Consider the following 25,962-nt stretch of genomic DNA (forward strand, 5'->3'; position numbering starts at 1 on the left):
TCAATCCGAATCGACGAACCGCACTCCCGATGCCGCGCCACCGTGAGAGACCTCGCTCAGCGCGGTCTTCGCGGCCGACATCGCGATCGCCCCGTTGTACCCGCGCCGCGCGAGTTGCCCCACGAGGCGTCGAAGGGCTGTGTCGTGGTCGAGCCGTGCGAGCGACTTCGCCTTGCCGCGCGCGAAGTCCAGAGCACGCGAAGCGTCGTCGTCGGGGAGCTCCGAGAGGGCGGCGTCGATCACGTCACGGGCCACGCCTCGCTGCGCCAGAGCACGCGACAGAGCGACTCTCCCTTGCCCTTTGCGTTCGACACCTGCAGAGATCAGCTGTTCGGCGAGCACGCGGTCGTCGAGGTACCCACGTCGACGGAAATCCTCGAGTACATCTTCGATCTGTTCGGAGGCGAGACGGTGACCGTCTCGCTCGAACCCTCGGAGAACGAGGCGGGCTTCGGAGATCGACAGCGACCGGGTACGCAGCTTCCGAACGAGGATCTCTTCTGCGGAGCCCCGGAGCTCTGCCGCATCCGGCATATGCGCGGCATCGACGACGAGCTCATCGACCGGCGCTATCGCGCGCAGTCGGGGCGCTGTTCGTCCTCCGCCGCGAGCAGGGTGCCGATCACTCGGCGATCCGTCGGCCCGGTCGAGGTGACGACGATCACGCTGAGCACCGTCTTCACCGCTGGCGTCTTCGTCGCCCGATCCGGAACCCCACCGTGTGAGGTCGGCACCGCTCGCAGACGTGCCCTTCATCGGAGCCACGGTGGGCGTCGATCGTCGAGACGACGATCCGCTCGCAGGTGACACGGTGGCTCCGAAGAGCGGGATGACGGGAGCGAGCCGCTCGGACTCGCCCCCGTCTTCACGATCGGCCATGATCAGGCCGGGCGACGCTCTGCGAGCTCGTCCGCAGGCGCCTCGACGGCACCGCCGATCCCGAGCTTCTGCTTAATCTGCGTCTCGATCGCCAACGCGACGTCAGGGTTCTTGAGCAGGAACGACCGAGCGTTCTCCTTGCCCTGACCCAGCTGGTCACCGTCGTAGGTGTACCAGGAGCCCGACTTCTTCACGATGCCGTGCTCGACGCCGAAATCGATCAGACTGCCCTCGCGAGAGATGCCGACACCATAGAGGATGTCGAACTCGGCCTGCTTAAACGGCGGCGCCATCTTGTTCTTGACGACCTTGACCCTGGTGCGGTTACCCACTGCATCCGTACCGTCCTTCAGAGTCTCGATGCGACGGATGTCCATGCGGACCGAGGCGTAGAACTTCAGTGCCTTGCCGCCCGCGGTGGTCTCCGGAGATCCGAAGAACACGCCGATCTTCTCTCGCAGCTGGTTGATGAAGATCATCGTGGTGTTGGTCTGGTTGAGCCCACCGGTGAGCTTCCTGAGCGCCTGTGACATCAGTCGGGCCTGCAGACCCACGTGGGAATCTCCCATCTCGCCCTCGATCTCGGCCCGCGGCACGAGAGCCGCGACCGAGTCGATCACGATGAGATCGATCGCGCCGGAGCGCACGAGCATGTCCGCGATCTCGAGCGCCTGCTCACCCGTGTCGGGCTGTGAGACGAGAAGAGCGTCGATGTCGACGCCGAGCTTCGCAGCGTAATCGGGGTCGAGCGCGTGCTCGGCATCGATGAAGGCGGCGATGCCGCCGGCACGCTGAGCATTCGCGATCGCGTGCAGCGTGAGCGTGGTCTTACCGGAAGATTCAGGGCCGTAGATCTCGACGATTCGGCCGCGCGGAAGGCCTCCGACGCCCAGTGCGACGTCGAGCGCGATGGAGCCGGTCGGGATGACGGCGACGGGTGCACGCTCGTCGCTGCCCAGTCGCATGACCGAGCCCTTTCCGAACTGACGATCGATCTGGGCGAGTGCGGTCTCGAGGGACTTCTCGCGGTCAGCGGGTGATGGCATGACGTGCTCCTTATGCTCGCGTGGGGCCGCCTGTAGGCTGTCGCGGTCCTCCCGGTTGGGCGGAACTCTCCGACAAGGCGTATAGCTCTTCGGCTTGTCTTCACCGTACGAGGAGCCTCCGACATTGCATCGCAGACCCCCACGGAACGGGGATGACTAAACCTCTGAACCACTTGTGCAGAAGACTACGCCCGCTTCGAACAGATATTCGACGACACGCCGACACTCTGCACCGGATCGTGCGACGAGTCAGCGGCGTCGCGGCTCGAGACGCCCGGCACCATGCCGTCGCTCGAGGGGCACTTCTGCCTCGACGCACAGCGCGAGCCAGATGTCACGCGGCTGGACACCGGCGTCGAGCGCCTCTTCGGCGGTGCGCCCGCCGAGTGGGGTCAGCACGAGATCGCTGACGAGCGAGGAACCGCGCGAACCGAACTCCGCATCGACCGCGCGAAGGAACTCACTTCGACGCATCGGAACGAACGGCCGTTCTCAATGCAGCGAGAGCTCGGGCTCGACTGATGCGACGAGATCGTCGGGAACGACGTCGGGGAACACCTGGATCCCCTCGAGGACCGAGATGCGGTCGCCGACCTCACGCATGATCGTGGAGATGGGGACGTCGAGAGCGTCGGCCACCGAGGCGAGGATCTCGCTCGAGGCCTCCTTCTGTCCGCGCTCGACCTCGCTGAGGTATCCGAGCGCGACCGAGGCCTTGCTGGCGACCTGGCGGAGAGTGCGTCCCTTCTGCAGGCGGAAGTCTCTCAACACGTCGCCGATTTCCTGTCGTACGAGAATCATCGGAACCTCCTCCCAGATCGCTCTCTCGGGGTCTCCCCCGGTCGAATCGCCAGTCTAGTCGTACTGACCTTCACAGAACCTACCTTTTCACGCTGTGCTTTCGGTGTGAGCACGAAGAGATAAACCACGCGATGGCGACGCCTATTCCCGTGCGGAGCGGTCGAGCAGAGCCAGCACCGCATCCGTCGCCTGAGCCCTGATCTCGTCGCGACTCCCCCGGAAGACGAAAGATCGGGACCGAGTCGACGTCGGTGTCGCCACGGCGACGTGCACCGTGCCGACGGGCTGTCCATCCGGAGAATCCGGTCCTGCGATCCCCGTGGTGGCTATTCCGACGTCCGCTGGTCGGCCCGCGACACTGACGGCCGCGCGCACGCCCTCCGCCATCTGACGTGCGACCTCCGGCTGCACGGGTCCGCCGGCATCCAGCAAGACCTCGTCGACACCGAGCAGAGTGTGCTTGACCGGAGTCGCGTACGCCACCACTGCGCCGCGAAGCACCGCAGAAGCGCCCGGGACGGCCACGAGCGCCGCCGAGACCGAGCCTCCCGTGAGCGACTCGGCCACGCCCAGCGTCCACCCGCGTTCCGCGAGCGCCGCCAGGCATTCGGAAGCGACCGTCACCGGTGGCGCGCTCCTCGTACCTGCGCGATGATGTAGTCGATGCCGCTCGCCACCGTGAGGATGAGCGCGAGCACCATCAGAATCGCCGTGATCACGACCCACGGCCCGAGGCCGATGACCACATGCAGCGGGAGCACGGCCCAGGACAGGGCGACGGCCTGGACCGCCGTCTTGATCTTGCCCATCCATGCTGCGGCGACGACGTGCTCTTTCGCCACCACCAGGCGGTGGACGGTGATCCCCCACTCCCGCACGAGGATGATGACCACGATCCACCAGTTCAGTTCCCCGAGCACCGCGAGTCCGATGAACCCTGCGCCGGTCAGCAGCTTGTCGGCGATCGGATCCCAGAGCTTGCCGAAATCGCTGACGATCTCATAGCGGCGCGCGAGATAGCCGTCGACCCAATCGGTGGAGATCGAGACGATGAACAGGATCGCAGCGATCCAGCGCACGACGATATCGGTGAGACCGTATGTGCCGCCGAGGAGGAGCAGCACGAAGAACACCACGGCGAGTGGGATCCGCGCCACCGTGATCGCGTTGGGCAACTGCCGCGGAATCGACATCAGTCGCGCCCCGTCAATCCCCAGGCGTCGTCGTCGCTCTCGCCCTCCACCACCGGCAGGCCGTCGAACTGGGATTCCACGGGGTCGTGCGCGGGCGCACTCGGGGCCGGCGCTGCCTGGCCGGAGGACGGCGCGGGCGCTGCAGGTGCGTCGTCACCGCGAAGCTTGGCCATGACTTGCGGGAGCTGCTCGACGGTCGCGAGCACGTCGCGCGCCTTCGACCCCTCGGAGGGTCCCACGATCTCGCGCGATTCGAGGAGATCCATCAGACGCCCCGCCTTCGCGAAGCCGACGCGCAGCTTCCGCTGCAGCATCGACGTGGATCCGAACTGCGACGAGATGATGAGCTCGGCCGCTGCCAGGAGAAGCTCCAGGTCGTCGCCGATGTCCTCGTCGACCTCCTTCTTCTTGGTCGGCTCGAGCGCCTCCGCCACATCCGGGCGGTAGTCGGGCCGCGCCTGGCGGGTCACATGCTTGACGACGGCGTCGATCTCCTTCTCATCGACCCACGCGCCCTGCAGTCGGAACGGCTTCGAAGAGCCCATGGGAGAGAAGAGCGCATCTCCCTGACCGATCAGCTTGTCCGCACCGGGGCTGTCGAGGATCACTCGGCTGTCGGTGACGCTGGTCACCGCGAAGGCCAGACGCGAAGGGACGTTGGCCTTGATGAGCCCGGTGACCACGTCGACGCTGGGTCGCTGTGTGGCCAGCACCAGGTGGATGCCCGAGGCGCGAGCGAGCTGCGTGATGCGCACGATCGAGTCCTCGACGTCGCGTGGGGCGACCATCATGAGGTCCGCGAGCTCATCGACGACGACGAGCAGATAGGGATACGGCTTCAGCACGCGTTCGCTGCCGACGGGCACCTCGACCTCCCCCGCGCGCACGGCGCGGTTGAAGTCATCGATGTGACGGAACCCGAACGACGCGAGGTCGTCGTATCGCATGTCCATCTCCTTCACGACCCACTGGAGAGCCTCGGCGGCCTTCTTGGGGTTCGTGATGATGGGGGTGATCAGGTGCGGGACCCCGGCGTAGCTGGTGAGCTCGACGCGCTTCGGGTCGATCAGCACCATGCGGACGTCGGACGGGCGCGCACGCATCAGAAGACTCGTGATCATCGAGTTCACGAAACTCGACTTTCCCGAGCCGGTGGATCCCGCGACCAGGAGGTGCGGCATCTTGGCGAGGTTCGCGGTGACGAAGTTCCCGCCCACGTCCTTGCCGACACCGATCGTCAGCGGATGGGTGTTCTTCAGCGCGGCCTGGGAACGGAGCACGTCGCCGAGCGCGACCGTCTCGCGATCGGTGTTGGGTATCTCGATGCCGATCGCGCTCTTTCCCGGAATCGGCGACAGGATGCGCACGTCGTTCGACGCGACGGCATAGGCGAAGTTGTTGCTCAGCTGGAGGATCTTCTCGACCTTGACTCCGTGACCGACCTCGACCTCGTACTGCGTGACCGTCGGCCCGCGGGAGAAGCCCGTGACCTTGGCGTCGACGTTGAACTGCGACAGGACACTCGTGATCTGCTCGACGATCCGGTCGTTGGCCTCCGAGCGCGCCACGGACGGCGGCCCCTCGGCCAGCACGCCCGGGGAGGGCAGGATGTAGGGCGTGACGGGCGCCTGCGGCCCCCTCTCCCCCGGACCGTCGGTGCCGAAGCCGTCGAGGCCGGGCAGTTCGGGCATCTCGCCCGTGTCCGACTCGTCATCCAACAGCGCCGTGGTCTGCTGCTCCGCGAGAGCGTCGGTCACGGAGCGGACGTCTGACAGCACCTCGGTCGCGGCGTCGGAAGCCACGGCGGGATTGACGAGGGTCACAGCCTGGTCGTACGCAGGCGTCGCACCCGTCGTGTTGAGAAGCGCGGTGATGTCGTCGGAGCCGAGAGTCCCCTCGTCGGGGTCCTCCTCACGCCCCGTCTTGTTGCGTCGCCACCACGGCAGCACATCGGGATCGTCGACCTTGTCGGCCTCGTCGATCGATGCGCTCTCTTTCGCGGGCTTCTCGATGCGTTCCGCGTCGAACATCCAGGCATACAGATCACCGAGTCGCTGCCCGATGCGGTTGGGCGGCGTCTTCGTGAGGATGAGAAGGCTCAGGATCGCCAGCAGCGACAGAACGATGTAGGCGGGGATCGTCGTGAGGTAGCTCAACGGTTGCCCGATGATCCAGCCGGACAGCCCACCGGCCGCGCTCAGGGCCACCATTCCCTGCTGCGGCTGCGGGAGCCCTCCCGCGATGTGGCAGAAGCCGGCGAGGGTGACCATCAGCAGTCCGAACCCGATGCCGATCCGCCCGTTGTCGTGGACCGAGGAGGGGTGTCGGAACAGCCACCCGGCGAGGAACAGCAGCAGCACCGGGAAGATGAAGGCCATACGACCGATCAGGAGGCCCACGGAGTAGGCGCTGATGTTGGTCGCGACCTCGTTGCCGATGAAGAACCACTCGTTGACGGCACCGGCGACAGCCAGGAGGACCAACAGCAGAGGGAAGCCGTCACGTCGGTCGTCCCGGTCGAGGGTCTCGGGCCCGAAAGCGCGGAACATCCCGCCCACGGCGTGCGCGATGCCGGTCCAGGCGCGGACGATCATCGGCGGCCTGTCGACCTCGTCGATGTACTTCTTCGGGGCAGCCTGAGCCTTGGGTGCGGTCTGGCGCTTCGGCCGTGGCGCGGCGCTGTCGGATGCGCGCGCTGATTTCGTGGTGCTCCTGGCCATACTCTCACGTTACGTCCAGCTGCCGACAAAAGCCCGCAATGACGCGGTCTTCCCGCCTGCTTGCCCGCACACGCCCGACCATCGATCAGGCCAGCCGATGCACCATCGTGTCCCGACCGGAGTCTGCCGCCACGACGACGAACCCCTCCGAGCGGTAGAGGCCGCGAGCGAAATTGTCCTGCTCGACGCTGAGGCTGATCCGCGGATGTCCCTGCTCACCGGCGTGCACGAGGAGATGTCGCAGCAGAGTACGACCGACACCGTGCGCGCGCCAGATGGGTCGGACGCCGATGATGAGCTCGGGCACGGCGGTTCCGACGAACCCGAAGCCGGGGTCATCCTGCGGCAGCATCCGATACCACGCCGCTCCGATCGACTGCCCGTCCGAATCGACCGCCACGAATCCCGCATCCGCCGGACGCATCCACCCCGAGAGGTACCTGCGGTGCTCGACCGATGTCAGGATCTCATGCCGCGCACGCGCACCCCCGGTGCGCCAGTTCGCGGCCTCGACCACCATCTCGCCGAGGAAGGTGCCGTCCGACTGACCGGCCGGCCTGATCGAGAACGCATCCGTCATCCCCTGAGGGTAGAGGGCACGCGTTTCGCACGCATGACGGCGGGCTGTGAGATCAGCAGCCCACCGATGCCTCAGGCCTCGATGACGAGCGGCACGATCATCGGGCGACGCCGCAGCTTCTGGTTGACCCAGCGGCCGATCGTCCTGCGGATCACCTGCGACAACGCGTGCGTGTCGCGCACACCGTTGCCCGATGCCTCTTTGAGGGCCGCGACGATCTTCGGGGTGACGTCGTCGAAGACGGAGTCGTCCTCCGCGATTCCGCGTGCGTGGATCTCGGGGCCGGAGATGATCCGTCCGGTCTGCGCGTCGACCACGACGATCACCGAGACGAATCCCTCCTCCGCCAGGATCCGCCGGTCCTTGAGGTCGGCGTCGGTGATCGCTCCGACCGTGGAGCCGTCGACGTACACGAAGCCGAGGTCGAGCTGTCCGACCACGCGGGCGTCGCCGTCCTTGAGATCGATCACCGTGCCGTTCGAGGCGATGATGGTCCGGTCGGCGTCGATGCCGGTGTCCTGAGCCAGCTTGGCGTTCGCGATCAGATGACGGTACTCGCCGTGCACCGGCAGCACGTTCTTCGGCCGCAGAATGTTGTAGCAGTAGATCAGCTCACCGGCGGCGGCGTGCCCGGAGACGTGCACCTTCGCGTTCGCCTTGTGCACGACGTTCGCGCCGAGCTTGGTGAGGCCGTCGATGACCCGGTAGACGGCGTTCTCGTTGCCGGGGATGAGGCTCGAGGCGAGGATCACCGTGTCGCCGGGACCGGGCTCGATCGCGTGGTCGAGATTGGCCATGCGGCTCAGCACCGCCATCGGCTCTCCCTGCGAGCCGGTCGACATGTAGACGATCTTGTCGTCGGGCAGATCGCGGGCCTTTTTGTAGTCGATGAGAAGACCGGCGGGGACCTTGAGATAGCCCAGGTCCTCCGCGATCGTCATGTTGCGCAGCATGCTGCGACCGAGCAGCGCGACACGTCGTCCGTGCGCGTGCGCGGCATCGAGGACCTGCTGCACTCGGTGAACGTGACTGGAGAAGCTCGCGACGATGACGCGGCGAGGGGCCTTGCCGATCACCTGATCCAGGACGGGTCCGATCGATCGCTCGGTCGGCGTGAAGCCCGGGACATCGGCGTTCGTGGAGTCGACGAGGAACAGGTCGACGCCCTCCTCGCCGAGGCGCGCGAAGGCGCGGAGATCCGTGATGCGTCCATCGAGCGGCAGCTGGTCCATCTTGAAGTCGCCCGTCGCCAGCACGAGGCCCGCGGAGGTGCGGATCGCGACGGCGAGAGCATCCGGGATCGAGTGGTTGACCGCGACGAACTCGAGGTCGAACGGTCCGACCTGTTCGCGCTGTCCTTCCTTCACGGTGAGCGTGAAGGGCCGGATGCGGTGCTCCTTGAGCTTCGCCTCGACGAGGGCGAGCGTGAGGCCGGACCCGATCACAGGGATGTCGCTCTTCAGGCGCAGCAGGTACGGGACAGCGCCGATGTGATCCTCGTGACCGTGAGTGAGGACGACTCCGACGATGTCGTCGAGTCGCCCCTTGATCGGCTCGAAGTCGGGGAGGATCAGGTCGACACCCGGCTGGTGCTCCTCGGGGAAGAGCACGCCGCAGTCGACGATGAGGATCTTCCCGTCGAACTCGAAGATCGTCATGTTGCGCCCGATCTCGCCGAGGCCGCCGAGCGGGGTCACCCGCAGCGTTCCGTCTTCGAGGGCTGCGGGTTCTGCGAGCGGGATGGACATGGTGTCTCCTCAGTCGGACACTCCACGCGTCCGGTCGTTCGATTGTGACGCGGCGCACCGCGCGCGGTGTCAGCGAGTCGTGCCGTGCACCTTCGGCAGTGCGCCGCCCGCGGCCGCGTTGCGGTCGGGGCGGAAGTTCGAGAAATCGGCGCCGGCGAGATCCTTCACGAGGTCGAGCTCGTCCTCGATGAGGGCGGCCTCCCACTCCTCCGGACCGACGAGTGGCAGACGCACGCGCGGGCTCGAGATGCGGCCGAGCCCGTGCAGGATGTACTTGGCCGCCACCGTTCCGGGAACATGGGTCATGACCGCACGCACGAGCGGCTCCAGGCGTCGATGCTCGGCCGTGGCCGTCGCGAGGTCGCCGCGATTCACCGCATCGATGATGGTGCGGTACGGCGTGGCGGTGATGTTCGCGGTGACGCCGATCAGGCCGGTGGCGCCGATCGCGAGATGCGGGAGCGCATTGGCGTCGTCGCCGGAGAAGTACATCAGATCGGTCTGATTGAGCACGCGGCTCACCTCGGAGAAGTCGCCCTTGGCGTCTTTCACCGCGAGGATGTTGGGGTGCTTGGCCAAGCGCAGGATGGTTTCGTACTTGATGGGCACGCCGGTGCGGCCGGGGATGTCGTACAGGATCACGGGCAGGTCGGTGGCATCCGCGACGAGACGGAAGTGGGTCAGGATGCCCGCCTGGGTCGGCTTGTTGTAGTACGGCGTGACGATCATGATGCCGTCGGCGCCGGCCTTCTCGCTGGCCTTGTACAGCTCGATGGCGTGAGCGGTCTCGTTGGATCCGCCTCCGGTGATGATCTTCGCGCGGCCGGCCGACACGGACTTGCCGATCTCGACGAGCTTGAGCTTCTCGGGGTCCGTCAGGGTGGAGGTCTCGCCGGTCGTTCCCGTCACGACGATTCCGTCAGCACCGGCGGTGATGACATCGTCGATGTGCTTCTCGACGGCGGGCCAATCGACTTCACCGTCGGCCGTCATCGGAGTGACGAGCGCGACGAGGACCTGTCCGAAAGGGTTGCCCGAGTGCGTCATGCCCTCCAGCGTATCGGTTCGGCTGCCGCTCACGCAGACGAGGCGAGGCGGATGACGCCGCCACGAGCGTTCGTCGGTCGCATGCAGCGCCCCAGGAGCGACGGCTCGCCCTCGTCGGCCTCTCTCGAGAGATCCGCATAGGCTCTCCTCCATGGCATGGGTGACACGCGAGTCGTCGACGGTGTACGCGAACCGGTGGATCGAGGTGCGAGAGGACGCGGTCACCGGACCCGCGGGCGAGGGGATCTACGGCGTCGTGACCATGCAGCATCCGGCGGTCTTCGTGGTGGCGCTCGATCACGAGGATCGCGTCTGCCTCGTCACACTGGAGCGCTACACCACGGGCCTCTCGATCGAGGTGCCGGCAGGCGGAAGCGACGGTGAGGATCCGCTCGTGGCCGCGCGACGCGAGCTGCTGGAGGAGACCGGGTTCGTCGCCGAGGACTGGACGCTCCTGGGAACCATGAACGCCCTGAACGGCATCGCCCGTGCTCCTGAGCACGTGTTCCTCGCTCGCTCGCTGACTCCCGGTGATGACTCCGCTCACTCCCGCGCCGAGGAGGGGATCGACGCCGTCACCTGGGTGGCGCTGTCCGATGTGCTGGAGATGATCGCCGACGGCCGCATCACGGATGGTGAGACCGTGGCGGCGATCACCTATGCCGGAATCCATCTGGGCCGATTCCGCTGACTCGAGAGGGCGCGCTCCCGTCGGAGTCCGTCCGGGATCGACTCAGACGCGACCGCGACGAGCGACCCGAGAGGTCAGCGCGCTCGGCAGAACGCTCGCGATCGCCACGATCGCCTTGTAGCGCAGTGACGGGATCGAGACCGCTCGCCCCCGCGCCGCATCCCGGAGCCCCTCTCGCACGACATCGCTCGCGTCGAGCCACATGAAGTTCGGGACGCCCTCGTCCCCCTGCGCGAGACCCATCCGCTCGTGGAAGGTGGTGTGCGTGAAGCCGGGACAGACAGCGGTCACAGTGACTCGGTCGGGGGCGTACTCGGCGTTCGCCCAGCGGCTGAACCCGATGAGCCAGCTCTTGCAGGCCGAGTAGGTGGAACGGGAGATGAACCCCGCGACCGAGGCGACGTTGATGATGCGTCCGCCGCGACCTCGCATGGATCCGAGCGCGGCGTGCATGAGACGCATCGACGCCTCGACGTGGACACGGAGGTGCCGCACCTCGTCGTCGATGTCGTTGTCGGCGAACTGCAGCGGCAGGCCGAAGCCGGCGTTGTTGATCAGCAGGTCGATGGGGTCGGAAGCGTCACGAACGCGCTCGGCGACGCGCTCCACATCCGGCGTGAGGGAGAGGTCCGCGACGAGGATCTCGACCGCGACGCCGTGCTCGCGGCGGAGGTCCGCGGCGACGCTCTCGAGAGCGTCCGCCGAGCGGGCGACGAGCACGAGGTCGGCGCGGCGTCGTGCGAGCTGGTGGGCGAACTCCACGCCGAGGCCGGCACTGGCTCCGGTGATGAGAGCGGTGGGCATCAGCGCTCGTAACCCAGGAAACGGTAGCGGACACCCGAACGCGATGTCTGCCATGCCCCCTCGTCGACCATCCGCCATCCCGCGGTGGACGGGGCGTGCGCGTCTCCGTCGACGTCGAGATCCAGCTCCGTGACCTCGAGACGGTCGGCGTCGGCGATCACGAGCCTGAAGATCTCCGCCCCTCCGATGATCCACACCTTGTCTCTGCCGCGCACCGCCTCGACGACGGAAGCGGCCCGCTGGGCCCCGTCGGCGCGCCAGTCCTGCTGGCGGGTGATCACGATGTTGTCCCGCCCGGGAAGCGGACGGAAGCGCTCGGGCAGGGAATCCCAGGTCTTCCTTCCCATGATCACGGGGGATCCCGAAGTGACGTCCTTGAAGTGCGCGAGATCCTCGGGCACATGCCAGGGCATGCCTCCTTCGGCTCCGATCACCCCGTCATGTGCTTCGGCCCAGATCAGGCCCACCCAGGTCATACCGCGACCGCCGCCCGGATCGGAGCGTGGTGCTGGTAGTTCTCGACGACGAAGTCGTCGTACGTGTACTCGAACACCGAATCAGGGGTCCTCGCGAACCGGAGCGTCGGGTACGGGTATGCCTCGCGCGTCAACTGCTCGCGCACCTGGTCGACGTGGTTGTCGTAGATGTGGCAGTCACCGCCGGTCCAGACGAAGTCGCCGGGCTCGAGCCCCACCTGCTGCGCGACCATCAGCGTCAGCAGTGCGTAGGAGGCGATGTTGAAAGGAACGCCGAGGAACAGATCCGCGCTGCGCTGATAGAGCTGGCACGAGAGCTTCCCGTCGGCGACGTAGAACTGGAACAGTGCATGACACGGAGCGAGCGCCATGTCGGGGATGTCGGCGGGATTCCATGCCGACACGATCAGACGGCGCGAATCCGGAGAGGTGCGGATCTGCTCGATCACGTCACTCAGCTGGTCGATGCTCGTACCGTCAGGGGTCGGCCACGACCGCCACTGCACGCCGTAGACGGGGCCGAGGTCACCCGAGGCATCGGCCCACTCGTCCCAGATGGTGACGCCGTTGTCCTGCAGCCACTTGACGTTGGAGTCGCCCCGGAGGAACCAGAGCAGCTCGTATGCGATCGACTTGAAGTGCACCCGCTTCGTGGTGACGAGGGGGAAGCCCTTCGACAGGTCGAAGCGGATCTGGCGCCCGAAGACGCTCGTAGTCCCCGTGCCGGTGCGATCCGACTTGTGAGTGCCGGTCTCCAGCACATCGCGGAGCAGGTCTTCATACGGCGTCGGGACGGCTGCGCTCATGCCTGCCAGACTACCCGTCTCTGAGCCCTGCGAGCCGGATCGTCACTGTTCGACACATCGGCCCCTGTGCACTCGAGAGGACCGTATCCTCGATGCATGTCGCCCGCAATCGCCCTCGCCGTGGTCGTCGCGCTCCTCGTGATCGCCGCCGCCATCGGCATCGTGCTGCGGCTTCTCGACGGGAGGCGGCGAGCGGGGGGCCACCTCCGCTTCGATCCGGCCGACGCGGACTCCGATCGACTCGGCTCACGCGCCACGCTCGTGCAGTTCAGCACGCAGATGTGCGCGCGATGCCCCCAGGTGCGAAGGATGCTGTCGACCTTCGTCGCCGACGCCGACGGCCTGGATCACCTCGAGGTCGACCTCACGCATCGGCCCGACCTCTCGACGCGGTACAGGGTCGTGCAGACGCCGACGACTTTCGTCGTGGACGGCTCCGGCGCGGTACGCGCACGGTTCCACGGCGTCCCGCATCGCCACGCACTCACCGAAGCACTCGCCGCCGTCTGAGGCGGGAACGACTGGAGCAGAGATGACCACTCCTGCAGGTATCGATCCCCGTGGACCGCGCTTCGCCGCGACGATCACGACAGTGCTGCTGCTCGTCGCGACCTTCCTCGGCCTCGTCGGCGTCTCGACCGCGCGGACGGACAGCGGCATCGCGGCCATCGGCGCCGCCACGCTCGTCCAGCGGGCACTCGACCCCGGGTTCGTGCTCGCCGTCGCGATCGCCGCACTGTTCCTGTGGAGCGTGGTCTCTCCGACGACGGCGCCGTGGGGCGTCGTGTTCCGTCGGTTCGTTCGGCCCCGACTCGCGCCGCCCACTGAGCTCGAAGACCCTCGTCCTCCGCGCTTCGCGCAGGGCGTCGGTCTCTTCGTCGTCACGATCGGCATCGTGCTGCATCTGATCGGCGTGCCGTGGGCGCTCCCCATCGCGACTGCTGCGGCGTTCGTCGCCGCATTCCTCAACGCCGCATTCTCGTTCTGCCTCGGGTGCCAGATGTACCTCCTGCTGCAGCGCGCGGGCATCGTCGGACGCACCGCCTCCGCAGCCTGAGCGCGGTTCCGCCGGCCCCGCACGGTCGATAGGCTGACCTCACACGCGAGCGCACATCCCGCAGCGCGCGAGAACCGGAGGACACATGCCCGTCACCAGCGAAGCAACCACCACCTGGACCGGATCCCTCATGGAGGGCTCGGGCACGGTCGCCTTCTCCTCCTCGAAGCTCGGCACCTTCCCGATCAACTGGAAGGCGCGCAGCGAGGGCAGCGACACGACCACCACTCCTGAGGAGCTCATCGCCGCAGCTCACGCGTCATGCTTCAGCATGGCACTGTCGCATGCGCTGGCCGAGAACGGCACTCCCCCGGAGCGCGTCAACACGAGCGCATCGGTCACCTTCAAGCCCGGCGTCGGGATCACCGGCAGTCATCTGAACGTCAACGCCGTGGTCCCGGGGATCACGTCCGAGGCGTTCCAGACGCTTGCGGCCGAGGCCAAGGCGGGATGCCCCGTGTCTCAGGCCCTTGCCGGCATCGAGATCACGCTCGAGGCGACTCTGGCCTGATCCGGTCAGCCCCGAGCGAGGCGGATCGCCTCCCTGATGCTCGCGCGCGCGTCCTTGCGGCGCCCCGCGGCATCCTGGACGACACCCAGTCGGTACCGCGCTCGCCAATCGGCGGGCGCGGCAGCCGCGTCGTCCGCGTACCGAGCGATCAGCGACTCGGAATCGGCGCGCGCGATACGACCGCTCGGCGTCAGCTCGGTCTCCGCCACCGGCATGCCACCTTCCGCGTCGAGCTCCCGCCCGAGTCGATCGGCTGCGAAACCGAACTGCATCTCGCGGACGAGGGCCCACCCGCCGATCGGTGCCAGGACGATCAGGGCGACGCCCATGCCGATCGATACGGGCGTGCCGACAGCGAAGAACATCACGGCGAGCCAGACGCAGACGGCGAGATAGACCAGCAGCGCGCCGGCCATGAGGCCGACGCCGATCCGGGACATCACTGTCGGATTCCGATGTCGATCATGCTCTCCAGCCCGACGACGACTCCTGTCGCGGCGGCGGCGAAGGGAACAGCGATACGGATGCCGGGCGCGTACGCCAGAGCGGGCTCGACCGTGTCATGAGTGAAGGTCAACGACTCCCCGGGACCCGAGAGGATGACTTCCTGCTTCGCGATCACACCGGGCCTGCGGAGTGAATGCACGGGCACACTGCCCACCTGCTGACCGCGAGCCCGCTGGTCGGCGTGGGGCGCGCTCACGGGCCCGCGATCCGCTCGCGCGGCCGCGATGAGCTCGGCGGTCCTCACTGCGGTTCCGCTGGGCGAGTCGACCTTCTTTTCGTGATGCGCCTCGACGATCTCGGCCGAGCCGAAGAACGGTGCCGCTGCCGCGGCGAGAGCCGATCCCAGCACGGATCCGAGCGAGAAGTTGGGGATGAAGACGATACCGGTGCCCGCGTCTTCCACCAGAGGTCGCACGAGCGCGATGCGCTCGGCCGACCATCCGGATGTCGCCACGAGTACATTGATTCCGCGTTCGACCGCTGCCCGCACGACATCCACGCTGACCTGGGGCGTGGTGGCGTCGATGACGAGATCCGCGCCGCTCAGCTCCGCGAGGTCGCTCCGAGAATCGAGTACGCGCATGATCTCGAAGCCCTCGAGATCACCGACCACGGAGCGGATGATCGAACCGAGCTTTCCGGTGCCGCCGACGAGTGCTACCTGCGTGGTCATGCGTTCAGTCTATTCGCGACAGCGCGCCCGCCCTGCTCCCCCACGCCGCGGCGGACGGCCGACGCGGTGCGGGTGAGGAGCCGCTCAGACGGGCATCTGATCGGGGATGCCCGTGCGCAGCTCGACCGGCAGGTGAGCGGTGTCGTTGTGCGTCAGGAGCGTCCACGGGCGCCCCTGCTTCTGAGCGATCACGGTGAGTCCGCAGTGCGCCTGGTTCAAGGTCATCCAGCGCCACTCCGGCGCGCCGAGGACCTCACGCACGAACCAGGAGATCACGAAGTTGTGGGTGATGAGCACCTCGTGCACATCACCCGGCTTGCGGACCAGGAACTCGTTGACCGCGTCGAACATCTGAGCCCGTCCGGCCTCGACCTCGGCGTCTGTGATGGACCCGAAGAACGGCTCGTAGGCTGCAGGGGTCTCCTCGGTCATGCCGGTGGGCACGCAGTCGAACAGCAGAGCCGTCGGCTGGGGATCGACCGACGGCAGTCGCGCGGCGAGAGCGCGCGCCGTCTCGTTCGCACGCAGCAGCGGGGAATGCCACACCGCGTCGAGCGGCAGGCCCGACAGCCGGTCGGCGATCAACTCGGCCTGTCGCTGCCCGCGCGGCGAGAGCGGACCGTCAGTGAGGCCGTGCTCGGCATCCTGATGCTCGCCGTGCCTGACCAGATATATGTAATGCGTCACTCATTCGCTCGCTTCGTCGACAGCGTCCTCCGGAAACCTCCACCCTATGCCAGGTATATGACAAGGGTGTGTCGACGCTCAGTTGCCGGCCCGAGTGAGGTCGGCGATCTGCACACGAGACAGGGCTGCTCCGGCACCCTGCATCAGTTCGTCGACATGCTCGGCGGCGAAGGTGTTGACGATCGGGGCGACCACGGTCCGCTGCGAGAGCAGCCAGGCGATCGACACCGCCGCGACCGGGAGATCGAGCTCCTCCGCGACCTGGTCGAGCGCCTTGAGCACCTTGGCGCCTCGCCGGTTCAGGTTGCCGCGCAGCTGCTCGCCCCGCACTCCGCGCGACGTGGCCGACTTGTGGCGGTGGCGTCCCGAGAGGAATCCGTGCTCGAGGGCGTGCGACGGCGTGACGGCGAGGTTCTGCGCCCCCGCGACGAGCCGCAGATCGCCCTCGAAGGCCTGCCGTCGAATGAGGTTGTACGGCGTATCGATGACCTCGACGCGCGGGTACCCGGCGGACGCGAGTATCCGGGCCTCGACGAGGCGCTCGGGTGTGAAGCCGTACGCTCCGAGTGCACGGACCTTGCCGGCCTCGACGAGCCACTCGACGGTCGCGAGCGTGTCCTCCAGGTTGGTCGTCGCGTCGAGGGTCGCGTCCAGGTGGAGCACGTCGATGCTCTCCACGCCCAGGCGCGTCAACGATCCCTCCACGGCCCTGACCAGGTTGGTGGATCCGAGTCCCGGATTGTCGGCATGGGCACCGATGCGAACGCTGAGCAGGATGTCATCCCTCACGCCGCGGGATCGCAGCCACTGCCCGATGATGTGCTCGCTGCGCCCGCCGGAGAACCCGTCCGCCGTGTGGATCGCGTTGCCGCCGAACTCGATGTAGCGGTCGAGGATTCCGTGGCTCGTCTCCAGGTCGACGTTCCACCCGAACTCCGCTGCACCGAGCATGAGGGGGAAGGTCGTGAATCCGGTCTCACCGAGTGCGACGCGGATGCCCTCACCGACCCCGGGACCGACGATGGGTATCGGTGCGGAAGGGTGCTCGACGAGCTCTGCGTGTGCGCGCTCGGGCGGTGTCCCTGCGCCTACGCCGAACAACCGCATATCCTCACCCCCGCATGGATCGGCGCGAGCCGATCTGCGTCACTGCTACTGGTGCACCCCCCGGTGCGTACTTCGAGGGTATTCGAGAACCGTGGATGCGCTGACCAATCTGCGGAACGGCGGGAGAACTTCCCGTAACGGTTTGGTCACATCGGATACGACGAAGCCCGGGCGGCCCGTGAGGGCCGGCCCGGGCTCGTGTCAGAGCGCTCGACTACTCGGAGGCGGCCTCTTCAGCAGGAGCCGCGTCCGCAGCCGGAGCCTCGTCGATGACGGGCTCGAGCGAGAGCTTGCCGCGGTCGTCGATCTTCGTGATCTTCACGAGGATCTTCTGGCCGACGGAGAGCACGTCCTCGACGTTCTCCACACGCTTGCCACCGGCGAGTTTGCGCACCTCGGTGACGTGCAGCAGTCCGTCCTTGCCCGGGAGCAGCGACACGAACGCGCCGAACGTCGCGATCTTGACGACGGTTCCGAGGAACTGCTCGCCCACCTCGGGGTTGGTCGGGTTCGCGATCGCGTTGACCTGGGCGCGGGCGGCCTCGGCCGAGGGGCCGTCGGTCGCGCCGATGTAGACGGTGCCGTCCTCCTCGATGGAGATCTGCGCACCGGTCTCGTCCTGGATCGCGTTGATCGTCTTGCCCTTCGGGCCGATCAGCTCACCGATCTTGTCGACCGGGATCTGCACGCTGATGACGCGCGGCGCGGTCGGCGCCATCTCGTCGGGAGCGTCGATCGCGGCGTTCAGCACGTTGAGGATCGTGAGACGCGCATCGCGCGCCTGCGTCAGCGCGCCCGCGAGCACCGACGACGGGATGCCGTCGAGCTTCGTGTCGAGCTGGATCGCTGTGACGAACTCGCTGGTACCGGCGACCTTGAAGTCCATGTCGCCCAGCGCGTCCTCTGCGCCGAGGATGTCGGTCAGCGCCGCGTAGCGGGTCTCACCGTTGACCTCGTCGGACACGAGACCCATCGCGATGCCGGCGACGGGGGCGCGCAGCGGCACACCCGCGTTCAGCAGCGATAGGGTCGAGGCGCACACGGAGCCCATGGACGTCGAGCCGTTGGAGCTCAGCGCCTCGGACACCTGACGGATCGCGTAGGGGAACTCCTCGCGGCTCGGCAGCACCGGCACGAGGGCGCGCTCGGCGAGGAAGCCGTGCCCGATCTCGCGACGCTTCGGCGAACCCACACGGCCGGTCTCACCGGTCGAGTAGGGCGGGAAGTTGTAGTGGTGCATGTAGCGCTTGCTCGTCGTGGGCGACAGCGAGTCGATCTGCTGCTCCATCTTGAGCATGTTCAGCGTGGTGACGCCCATGATCTGGGTCTCACCGCGCTGGAAGATCGCCGAGCCGTGCACGCGCGGGATCACCTGGACCTCGGCGTCGAGCGGACGGATGTCCGCCAGGCCGCGGCCGTCCATGCGGACGCTCTCGGTGAGGATGCGACCGCGGACGATCGTCTTGGTGACCGACTTGTACGCCGCGGCGAACTCGAGCGGAGCCCCCGCCGGCAGCTGGCCGGCCTCGACCGCTTCGATGAGCTGCGCCCTGACGCGGTCCTTGACCTCGTCGTCCTTGCCCTGACGCTCCTGCTTGTCGGCGATCTGGTAGACGTTCACCAGGTCGTCGTAGGAACGCTCGGCCACGAAGTCGTAGACCTCGCTGGAGTACGGCGGGAAGACCGGGTACACGCCCGGCTCCTTCGCGGCGGTCGCCGCGAGCTCGGCCTGAGCCTTGACCAGCTGCGCGATGAAGGGCTTCGAGGCCTCGAGGCCCTGCGCGACGACGGTCTCGTCGGGCTTGGTGGCGCCGGCCTTGATCAGGTTCCAGCTGCCCTCGGTGGCCTCGGCCTCGACCATCATGATCGCGACGTCTTCGGAACCGTCGGCCTTGGTGACCACACGGCCGGCGACGATCAGGTCGAAGACGGCCTCGCTGACCTGCTCGGCGGTCGGGAACGCGACCCACTGGTCGGCGTGCTCGCCGTGGCCGGGGATGAACGCGAGGCGCACACCGGCGACGGGACCCGAGAACGGAAGTCCCGAGATCTGCGTCGACGCGGAGGCCGCGTTGATCGCGAGAGCGTCGTAGAACTCGCCCGGGGCGATCGAGAGGACCGTGATGACGATCTGGACCTCGTTGCGCAGACCGTCGACGAACGACGGACGCAGCGGACGGTCGATCAGACGGCAGACGAGGATCGCCTCGGTCGAGGGACGGCCCTCGCGGCGGAAGAACGAACCGGGGATCTTTCCTGCGGCGTACGAGCGCTCTTCGACGTCGACCGTCAGAGGGAAGAAGTCGAAGCCTTCACGCGGGTGCTTGCCCGCGCTCGTCGCCGAGAGGAGCATGGTCTCGCCGTCGAGGTACGCGGCGACTGCGCCCTGAGCCTGCTGCGCGAGGCGGCCGGTCTCGAAGCGGATGGTGCGGGTGCCGAAGCGGCCGTTGTCGAGAACGGCCTCGGTGGCGGTGATTTCAGGACCTTCCAAGAGGTCTCTCCTTCTTTGTTTAGACTCGCGAATCCGTGTGACGCGCGAGCGCATTCATGAAGGAGCGGATCCGGCCGGATACGGGCGCGCGGGCATTCCCGCGAATCTCACCTGCGCTGGCCACCAGTAGAAAGCCACCCGACGTCTCGCCGAGGAACCCACCACAGGGGACCAGCTCTCCGCCGATCGCTCCATGAGTCGATATGAAGTTGTGCGGTCGACATACGCCGACCTCGTCCAGCTTATCAGCGGGGGTCCGGAAAACCGCGCGAGCGCGGCTCTCGCGTTCCGACATGTCCCGGTCATGCCCTGTTCACCCCCCGGATCCCGCGCGGCGAGGAGCCTCCGGTGTCCTGTCTCCATGCGTATGTCAGTCATCGGATGCGGGTACCTCGGTGCCGTGCACGCCGCCGCGATGGGCTCGATCGGACACGAGGTCGTCGGCATAGACGTCGACGGGCCACGGGTGACGATGCTCGCGAGCGGGACGGCGCCGTTCTTCGAGCCGCAGCTCGACGAGCTTCTCGAGCAGGGTCTCGCATCGGGTCGCCTGCGTTTCAGCACCGAGATGAGCGATGCAGCGGGAGCGGACATCCACTTCCTGGCCGTCGGCACGCCGCAGGCGCCCGGCGGGCACGCGGCCGACCTGCGCTTCGTGAACGCCGCGATCTCGTCGCTGCTCCCCCACCTTCAGCCCGGTGACGTGGTCGCCGGGAAGTCGACAGTGCCCGTCGGCACGGCCGAGCGTCTCGCGCCACAGGTGGCCGCCGCCGGGGCGACCCTCGTGTGGAACCCCGAGTTCCTCCGCGAGGGCTGGGCCGTGCACGACACGCTCACACCCGATCGCCTCGTGGTGGGCGTGCCGACGGACGACGCAGGCGCGCGGGCCGCCGATCTGATCCGCGAGGCGTACCGCGGCGCGGTCGACGCAGGGACCCCGTTCCTCGTGACGGATCTCGCCACGGCCGAGCTCGTGAAGGGTGCGGCCAACGCGTTCCTCGCCACGAAGATCTCCTTCATCAACGCGATGGCGGAGATCGCGGAGGCGGCGGGAGCCGACGTCACGCTCCTGGCGGATGCGATCGGCCACGACACGCGGATCGGGAGGCGCTACCTCGGTTCGGGCATCGGATTCGGCGGCGGCTGCCTCCCGAAGGACATCCGCGCCTTCGCCGCTCGGGCAGAGGAGCTGGGACGCGGCGAGGCGGTCGGCTTCCTCCGCGAAGTCGATGCGATCAACCTGCGCCGTCGTGACCGCGCCGTGCAGCTGGTCGTGGACGCACTCGGGGGGCTCGTCTTCGGCAGGAGGATCGCCGTGCTCGGGGCGGCCTTCAAGCCCTTCAGCGACGACATCCGCGACTCACCCGCGCTCGACCTCGCCGTGCGTCTGCGCGGACTCGGCGCCGACGTCGTGGTCACCGATCCTGCTGCGCTCGAGAACGCCGCCGCGGCGCACCCGCAGCTGGGGTATGCGTCCGAGCGCGACGACGCACTGCGCGATGCCGACGCGGTCGTGATCGTCACGGAATGGGATCTGTACCGGCGCGATCTCACCCCACAGCATGCAGGGTCGCTCGTGGCGGGGCGAGTGATGATCGACGGTCGCAACTGCCTCGACGCCGCCGAGTGGCGCGCGGCGGGGTGGTCGTACCACGGGATGGGGAGGCGCTGACGGCGGTGTCGCGCTGAGGGCGTCCCACCGGGATCAACTCAGCGCGGCACCACGTGGGGCGCGAGAGCGGCCGAGATAGACGTAGTCGTCGTGCTTCGCGACCCGCCCGTCGCCCGCGGCGCGTCCGTGCAGTCGGCGCCAGACCCAGGGCAGCGCGTGTCGCCGCCACCACAGCCCCGCGCCGAGGGGCTCGTTCTCGTGCAGCGCGGCATCGAGAGCACCCAATGCGTCCGCATGCGGCACTCCGAGGACCTCTCCGGCCCGGTAGGCGAGGAATCGGTGCCCGCGACTGCTCAGATGGACGAGATCCTCCCCCCAGTTCGGGCGATCGGGAAGGCTCGGGTACAGGTCCGTGTCGATCAGGATGGCCCCCGTGCGAGCGGCGACTCCCGCGAGCTCCGCCGCGAAGGCGGCGAACCGGCGTGAATAGAGCGACGCGGCCCGGCGACGCGGCAGGAACGGCGTGACCAGAAGGACGTCGGCCCCCGCGTCGCGGAGCTGCCGCACCGCGTGCTCGAGAGCCGCGGCGAGCGCCGGCACATCGACCGCGGGCCCTACGAGGTCATTGGCGCCGATGAGGATCGAGACGAGGTCGGGTTCGAGCGCGAGGGCCCGGGGCAGCTGGGTGAGGCACAGGTCGTCGACCCGCTTGGACCTGATGGCGAGGTTCGCGTAGCGGAGTCCCCCCTGCGCAGAGAGCAGGAGCGCGAGACGGTCGGCCCAGCCGCGCAGCGAGCCGTCGGGAGCGGGATCGCACAGTCCTTCGGTCAGTGAGTCGCCCATGGCGACGTATCGGCGCCAGGGGCGAGCTCCCACGGGCGCGGGAGGCTCCGGGCGTGTGATGCGGCGAGCGCGCGCGGCGGAGTCGACCGAGCGGAGCGACCGCGCCTCGTCGAAGTGCCCCAGGAGCTGATCGCAGACGCTCGCCCAGCTGCGTCCCTGCACGGCGTTCCACCCTGCGTCTCCCCATGCGCGGCGCGTGCGCGCGTCTCCGGCGAGATCCGTCACCCGCATGCGCAGGTCGTCGAGGTCGCCCGGCCGGTACAGCCAGCCGTCGATTCCGTTGCGCACGAGGTCGATCGGTCCGCCGCGGCCGGTGGCGACGACGGGCACACCGCTGGCGTGAGCCTCCTGCAGAGTCTGACCGAAGGTCTCGCTCTCGCCGGGGTGCACGAAGACGTCGAACGACGCCATCGCCGCGGCCAGCGCGTCGCCCTCCAGATGACCGAGGAAGTGCGCGGACGGGATCAGGGTCTCGAGCTTCGGACGGCTCGGGCCGTCGCCGACGATCACGAGCCGTGCGCCCGGGATGCCCTGCAGGACGGCGAGATCCTCGACCTGCTTCTCCGGGGCGAGCCGTCCGACGTACCCGATCACGACCGAGGCGCCCCACGTGGCCCGGAGCTCGGCGCTGCGACGCGAGGGGTGGAATCTCTCTGCGTCCACTCCCCTGCCCCAGCGTCGCACGCGGTCGACGCGCAGCTCGCGGAGCTGCTGCTCGGAGTCAGCTGACGGCGCGAGCGTCATGGTCGCTCTCCGATGCAGACGCGCGATGTGGGAGTGGGCGATCCCGGTGGTCATCGGGAGGCGATATCTCGCGGTGTACGCCGCCACATCGGTCTGGTACGCGGCGACGGCGGCGACGCCGAGCCGGTCGGCGGCGAGCGCTCCACGCCACCCGAGAGCGAACGGGGAGGCGAGGTGCACGACATCGGGGCGGAACCGACGCAGCGATGCCTCGACACGATGTGCGGGCGAGGTCCCCACCCTCACGTCCGGATAACCCGGGAGCCCGAGACTCGCTATCGGCTCGATCCGTGCGCCGTTGAGCCGTGCGGGGATCCCGACGGCGTCCGGAGCGAGCACGTGAGCGTCGTGGCCGCTGCGCTCGAGGTGTCTGAGGATCTGCAGCACGGATCCGGTGACCCCGTTCATGTGGGGAAGGAAGGACTCTGTCACGATCGCGACTCTCACACCCCCAGGATGCAGCGGCCCGGCATCGCGGGACGCCGAAACCAGCGGGAGGCACCAGAAGTTCACCGGATGCTGGAACGCTGGTCACCGGCTATCCGGACGTCGGTTCCCGTTCATCTGCGGCGAGCACTGTGGAGGAGTGCCGACCGACCTGCTCAGCAGCCCGTGGGCCCTCGTGATCATGAGTGCGCTGGTTCTCGGCGACGCGTTCATCGTCGTCATCCCCGGGGAGATCGCGGTGACCGCGCTGGGAGCCCTCGCCTCGACCACCGGTGCGCCCGCGCTGTGGGCGGTGATCGTGTGCGCGGCGGCGGCGGCCGCAGCCGGCGACACCGCCTGCTATCTCATCGGTCGCGCCGTCGGCACCGATCGTTGGCGGTGGATGCGTGCGCGGCGTGTGCGCCATGCCCTCGAGTGGGCGCGGCGCCGTCTGGACGCGGGGACCGCCACGGTGCTCTTCACCGCCCGGTTCGTGCCGTTCGCGCGTCTGGCGATCAACCTCGTCGCCGGGGCCTCGCGCATCCACGCGGGCAGATACCTGCTGCTGGTCTCCGTGGCGGCTCTCGGGTGGGCTGCGTATCAGGCATCCGTCGGTGCCCTCGTCGCCGCGCTGGTGCCGGGCGGCCCCCTGGTCGCCGTACCGGTGTCGGTCGCCGTGGCGGTCGGGCTCGGCGCGGTGGTCGACCTCGTGTCCCGTCGTGCCAGGAGGTGATCCGCCCGTGGGGCATGACGTGCCCTAGGCTGGCGACCATGAGCACCGAAGAAGGCGCCTCCTCCAGCGAGGAGATGAAGCGCAAGTTCAAGGAAGCGCTCGAGAAGAAGAACGCGCACCACCGACAGGGTGAGGCCCACCTGGACGGCGACTCCGCCGTCCACGGCGCGCCCGCCCCGCAGACGAGGCGCGAGTTCCGACGCAAGAGCGGTTGACCGCACAGATGCGGGAGCCGACGACAGTCGACTCCCGCATCGTTCTCCGCGATCAGCCCTGGTTGGCGCGCAGGCGTGCCCGCTCCTCCTTCGCCGCCATCTCGTGAAGAGCCGACTCCTTCAGCTCCTGGATGTCGACGGCCTTCTTCTCGTCCGCCATGCCGTGCTCATCGATCCCGTCGAGTGAGGACTCCTCGAACGGCAGCGCGCCGCTCAACACCTGCTGCACCCGCTCACGGTCGATCTCACGCGTCCAGGTGCCGATGAGCAGGGTCGCTACCGCGTTGCCGGTGAAGTTGGTCAGCGCCCGTCCCTCCGACATGAACCGGTCGATCCCGACGATCACGCCGACGCCGTCGACGAGGTCGGGGCGGTACGCCTGCAGACCGCCTGCGAGCGTGGCGAGTCCTGCGCCGGTGACGCCGGCGGCTCCCTTGCTCGCGATGATCATGAACACCAGCAGTCCGATCTGCTCGCCGATCGTCATCGGCTGTCCCATTCCGGTCGCGATGAAGAGCGAGGCCATGGTCAGGTAGATCGCCGTGCCGTCGAGGTTGAAGGAGTATCCGGTGGGCACCGTGATCCCGACCACCGGCTTCGAGACGCCGATGTGCTCCATCTTGGCGATGAGACGGGGAAGAGCCGACTCCGACGACGAGGTGCCGACGATCAGCAGGTACTCGCGGGCGAGGTACTTGACGAGGCTGAAGATGTTCACCCGGGTCACTGCGAAGAGCAGCGTCCCCAGGACGACCACGATGAAGAGCAGGCAGGTGATGTAGAACGCGATCATCAGCACGCCCAGACTCCAGATGGCCGCGATGCCGGTCTTCCCGACGACCGCCGCGATCGCGCCGAACGCTCCGAGCGGCGCGAGCCACAGGATCATGCCGAGGATGCGGAACACCAGCTTCTGGAGGTTCTTGACCGCCTCCATGATCGGTGCACCCTTGTCGCCCAGCCCCTGCAGTGCGAAGCCGACCAACAGGGCGATGAACAGCACCTGGAGGACGCTCTCACCGGTGAAGGCGGAGAAGAAGGTCGTGGGGATGATCCCGAGGATGAACTCGGTCGTCGTCTTGGCTTCGGTGTCGGTGGTGTCGTAGTTCGCATTGGCCATGTCGAGCCCGGCACCGGGGTGGATGATGTTGCCCACCACGAGACCGATCGCCAACGCGAACGTCGACATCACCATGAAGTAGAGCAGCGCGAGTCCGCCGATCTTGCCGACGGTCGCGGCCTTCGCGATGGAGCCGACGCCCACCACGATCGTGCAGAAGATGATCGGGGCGATCATCATCTTGATGAGCGACACGAAGCCCTTGCCGATCGGCTCGAGACTCTGGCCGACCTCTGGCCAGATGAGCCCCACGGCCGCACCGAGCACGACCGCGATGATCACCGAGACATACAGCCACGTGTGCCGGTCCCACGCCTGCTTGCCGCGCCGCCAATGGAATCCGGGAAGCGAGAACCCCGTCGTGATGGCCATGTTGTTCCTCCTTGATCATGAACGTCTTCGTCTCATGCCCTCCGGCGTCCTCGCCTTCGGTAAGCTCACCGTC

The 25,962-nt window shown here is 67.7% G+C and carries 27 protein-coding genes; 7 read left to right on the plus strand and 20 right to left on the minus strand.

Annotated features, from left to right (window positions below; all coding sequences use genetic code 11):
* The 10 genes from RWO82_RS00505 to dapA all read right to left on the minus strand — a co-directional run bounded on the left by RWO82_RS00505 (position 1) and on the right by dapA (position 10,014).
* Positions 1–879, minus strand: coding sequence for a regulatory protein RecX (locus RWO82_RS00505; RefSeq protein WP_314422099.1), 879 nt, complete (start codon positions 877–879; stop codon positions 1–3).
* A 2-nt stretch (positions 880–881) separates the two neighbouring features.
* Positions 882–1,925: a recombinase RecA gene (gene recA / locus RWO82_RS00510; RefSeq protein WP_314422100.1), complete on the minus strand. Its 1,044-nt coding sequence runs from the start codon at positions 1,923–1,925 to the stop codon at positions 882–884.
* A 249-nt stretch (positions 1,926–2,174) separates the two neighbouring features.
* On the minus strand, positions 2,175–2,399 hold the full coding sequence (locus tag RWO82_RS00515; protein WP_314422101.1) for a DUF3046 domain-containing protein: 225 nt from the start codon (positions 2,397–2,399) through the stop codon (positions 2,175–2,177).
* A gap of 18 nt (positions 2,400–2,417) precedes the next feature.
* Positions 2,418–2,726: a helix-turn-helix domain-containing protein gene (locus RWO82_RS00520; RefSeq protein WP_067114945.1), complete on the minus strand. Its 309-nt coding sequence runs from the start codon at positions 2,724–2,726 to the stop codon at positions 2,418–2,420.
* Positions 2,727–2,867: 141 nt separating this feature from the next.
* Positions 2,868–3,350: a CinA family protein gene (locus RWO82_RS00525; RefSeq protein WP_314422103.1), complete on the minus strand. Its 483-nt coding sequence runs from the start codon at positions 3,348–3,350 to the stop codon at positions 2,868–2,870.
* A complete protein-coding gene (gene pgsA, locus RWO82_RS00530) occupies positions 3,347–3,919 on the minus strand; it encodes a CDP-diacylglycerol--glycerol-3-phosphate 3-phosphatidyltransferase (protein WP_314422104.1) in 573 nt (190 codons plus the stop codon). Before pgsA ends, RWO82_RS00525 begins: the two co-directional genes overlap by 4 nt.
* Positions 3,919–6,639, minus strand: a complete 2,721-nt coding sequence (locus tag RWO82_RS00535) for a DNA translocase FtsK (protein ID WP_314422105.1) — start codon at positions 6,637–6,639, stop codon at positions 3,919–3,921. Before RWO82_RS00535 ends, pgsA begins: the two co-directional genes overlap by 1 nt.
* Before the next feature lie 85 nt (positions 6,640–6,724).
* Entirely contained in the window at positions 6,725–7,219 is a 495-nt protein-coding gene (locus RWO82_RS00540; RefSeq protein WP_314422106.1) for a GNAT family N-acetyltransferase, read from the minus strand.
* 71 nt (positions 7,220–7,290) lie between these two features.
* Positions 7,291–8,967, minus strand: coding sequence for a ribonuclease J (locus RWO82_RS00545; protein ID WP_314422107.1), 1,677 nt, complete (start codon positions 8,965–8,967; stop codon positions 7,291–7,293).
* Between the two features lie 69 nt (positions 8,968–9,036).
* On the minus strand, positions 9,037–10,014 hold the full coding sequence (dapA, locus tag RWO82_RS00550; RefSeq protein WP_314422244.1) for a 4-hydroxy-tetrahydrodipicolinate synthase: 978 nt from the start codon (positions 10,012–10,014) through the stop codon (positions 9,037–9,039).
* A 151-nt stretch (positions 10,015–10,165) separates the two neighbouring features.
* On the opposite strand from dapA, the gene RWO82_RS00555 reads away from it, so the two are divergent.
* The gene (locus RWO82_RS00555) at positions 10,166–10,705 is read left to right on the plus strand and encodes an NUDIX hydrolase (RefSeq protein WP_314422109.1); all 540 of its coding nucleotides are present in this window, start codon (positions 10,166–10,168) and stop codon (positions 10,703–10,705) included.
* Between the two features lie 42 nt (positions 10,706–10,747).
* Here the strand turns inward: RWO82_RS00555 and RWO82_RS00560 are convergent, their stop codons facing one another.
* Genes RWO82_RS00560 through RWO82_RS00570 form a run of 3 tightly spaced genes read right to left on the minus strand, consistent with a single transcriptional unit; the run spans position 10,748 to position 12,791 of the window.
* Positions 10,748–11,509, minus strand: a complete 762-nt coding sequence (locus tag RWO82_RS00560) for an SDR family oxidoreductase (RefSeq protein ID WP_314422110.1) — start codon at positions 11,507–11,509, stop codon at positions 10,748–10,750.
* A complete protein-coding gene (locus RWO82_RS00565; RefSeq protein WP_314422111.1) occupies positions 11,509–11,985 on the minus strand; it encodes a dihydrofolate reductase in 477 nt (158 codons plus the stop codon). The genes RWO82_RS00560 and RWO82_RS00565 overlap by 1 nt, the downstream gene beginning before the upstream one ends.
* Positions 11,982–12,791 (minus strand): thymidylate synthase, encoded by an 810-nt coding sequence (locus tag RWO82_RS00570; RefSeq protein WP_314422112.1) that lies wholly within the window; start codon positions 12,789–12,791, stop codon positions 11,982–11,984. Before RWO82_RS00570 ends, RWO82_RS00565 begins: the two co-directional genes overlap by 4 nt.
* A 96-nt stretch (positions 12,792–12,887) precedes the next feature.
* Between RWO82_RS00570 and RWO82_RS00575 the strand changes: the two genes are divergently transcribed.
* The 3 genes from RWO82_RS00575 (at position 12,888) to RWO82_RS00585 (ending at position 14,359) form a co-directional block, all read left to right on the plus strand.
* Positions 12,888–13,301, plus strand: coding sequence for a thioredoxin family protein (locus RWO82_RS00575; RefSeq protein ID WP_314422113.1), 414 nt, complete (start codon positions 12,888–12,890; stop codon positions 13,299–13,301).
* 22 nt (positions 13,302–13,323) lie between these two features.
* Entirely contained in the window at positions 13,324–13,848 is a 525-nt protein-coding gene (locus RWO82_RS00580; RefSeq protein ID WP_314422114.1) for a DUF4395 domain-containing protein, read from the plus strand.
* Positions 13,849–13,933: 85 nt separating this feature from the next.
* On the plus strand, positions 13,934–14,359 hold the full coding sequence (locus RWO82_RS00585) for an OsmC family peroxiredoxin (protein WP_314422116.1): 426 nt from the start codon (positions 13,934–13,936) through the stop codon (positions 14,357–14,359).
* Between the two features lie 5 nt (positions 14,360–14,364).
* Here the strand turns inward: RWO82_RS00585 and RWO82_RS00590 are convergent, their stop codons facing one another.
* The 5 genes from RWO82_RS00590 to RWO82_RS00610 all read right to left on the minus strand — a co-directional run bounded on the left by RWO82_RS00590 (position 14,365) and on the right by RWO82_RS00610 (position 19,824).
* A complete protein-coding gene (locus tag RWO82_RS00590; RefSeq protein ID WP_314422117.1) occupies positions 14,365–14,799 on the minus strand; it encodes a hypothetical protein in 435 nt (144 codons plus the stop codon).
* The gene (gene dapB / locus RWO82_RS00595) at positions 14,799–15,539 is read right to left on the minus strand and encodes a 4-hydroxy-tetrahydrodipicolinate reductase (RefSeq protein WP_314422118.1); all 741 of its coding nucleotides are present in this window, start codon (positions 15,537–15,539) and stop codon (positions 14,799–14,801) included. Before dapB ends, RWO82_RS00590 begins: the two co-directional genes overlap by 1 nt.
* 84 nt (positions 15,540–15,623) lie before the next feature.
* Positions 15,624–16,226, minus strand: a complete 603-nt coding sequence (locus tag RWO82_RS00600; protein ID WP_314422119.1) for a histidine phosphatase family protein — start codon at positions 16,224–16,226, stop codon at positions 15,624–15,626.
* 78 nt (positions 16,227–16,304) lie between these two features.
* Positions 16,305–17,333, minus strand: a complete 1,029-nt coding sequence (locus RWO82_RS00605) for an aldo/keto reductase (protein ID WP_314422121.1) — start codon at positions 17,331–17,333, stop codon at positions 16,305–16,307.
* Between the two features lie 214 nt (positions 17,334–17,547).
* On the minus strand, positions 17,548–19,824 hold the full coding sequence (locus RWO82_RS00610; RefSeq protein WP_314422123.1) for a polyribonucleotide nucleotidyltransferase: 2,277 nt from the start codon (positions 19,822–19,824) through the stop codon (positions 17,548–17,550).
* A 361-nt stretch (positions 19,825–20,185) separates the two neighbouring features.
* Here RWO82_RS00610 and RWO82_RS00615 point away from each other — a divergent pair, with 361 nt between their 5' ends.
* Entirely contained in the window at positions 20,186–21,496 is a 1,311-nt protein-coding gene (locus tag RWO82_RS00615; protein WP_314422124.1) for a UDP-glucose/GDP-mannose dehydrogenase family protein, read from the plus strand.
* Positions 21,497–21,529: 33 nt separating this feature from the next.
* Here RWO82_RS00615 and RWO82_RS00620 read toward each other — a convergent pair whose 3' ends face one another.
* Positions 21,530–23,455: a GDSL-type esterase/lipase family protein gene (locus RWO82_RS00620; protein ID WP_314422125.1), complete on the minus strand. Its 1,926-nt coding sequence runs from the start codon at positions 23,453–23,455 to the stop codon at positions 21,530–21,532.
* Positions 23,456–23,609: 154 nt separating this feature from the next.
* Between RWO82_RS00620 and RWO82_RS00625 the strand changes: the two genes are divergently transcribed.
* Both RWO82_RS00625 and RWO82_RS00630 read left to right on the plus strand, forming a co-directional pair.
* Entirely contained in the window at positions 23,610–24,182 is a 573-nt protein-coding gene (locus RWO82_RS00625; RefSeq protein ID WP_314422126.1) for a VTT domain-containing protein, read from the plus strand.
* Between the two features lie 38 nt (positions 24,183–24,220).
* Positions 24,221–24,397 (plus strand): DUF5302 domain-containing protein, encoded by a 177-nt coding sequence (locus tag RWO82_RS00630; protein WP_091232420.1) that lies wholly within the window; start codon positions 24,221–24,223, stop codon positions 24,395–24,397.
* Between the two features lie 52 nt (positions 24,398–24,449).
* Here RWO82_RS00630 and RWO82_RS00635 read toward each other — a convergent pair whose 3' ends face one another.
* Positions 24,450–25,889: a cation:dicarboxylate symporter family transporter gene (locus RWO82_RS00635; RefSeq protein ID WP_314422128.1), complete on the minus strand. Its 1,440-nt coding sequence runs from the start codon at positions 25,887–25,889 to the stop codon at positions 24,450–24,452.
* Between the last annotated feature and the right edge of the window lie 73 nt (positions 25,890–25,962).

The organism is uncultured Microbacterium sp. (genome assembly GCF_963521645.1).
Lineage (GTDB): Bacteria > Actinomycetota > Actinomycetes > Actinomycetales > Microbacteriaceae > Microbacterium.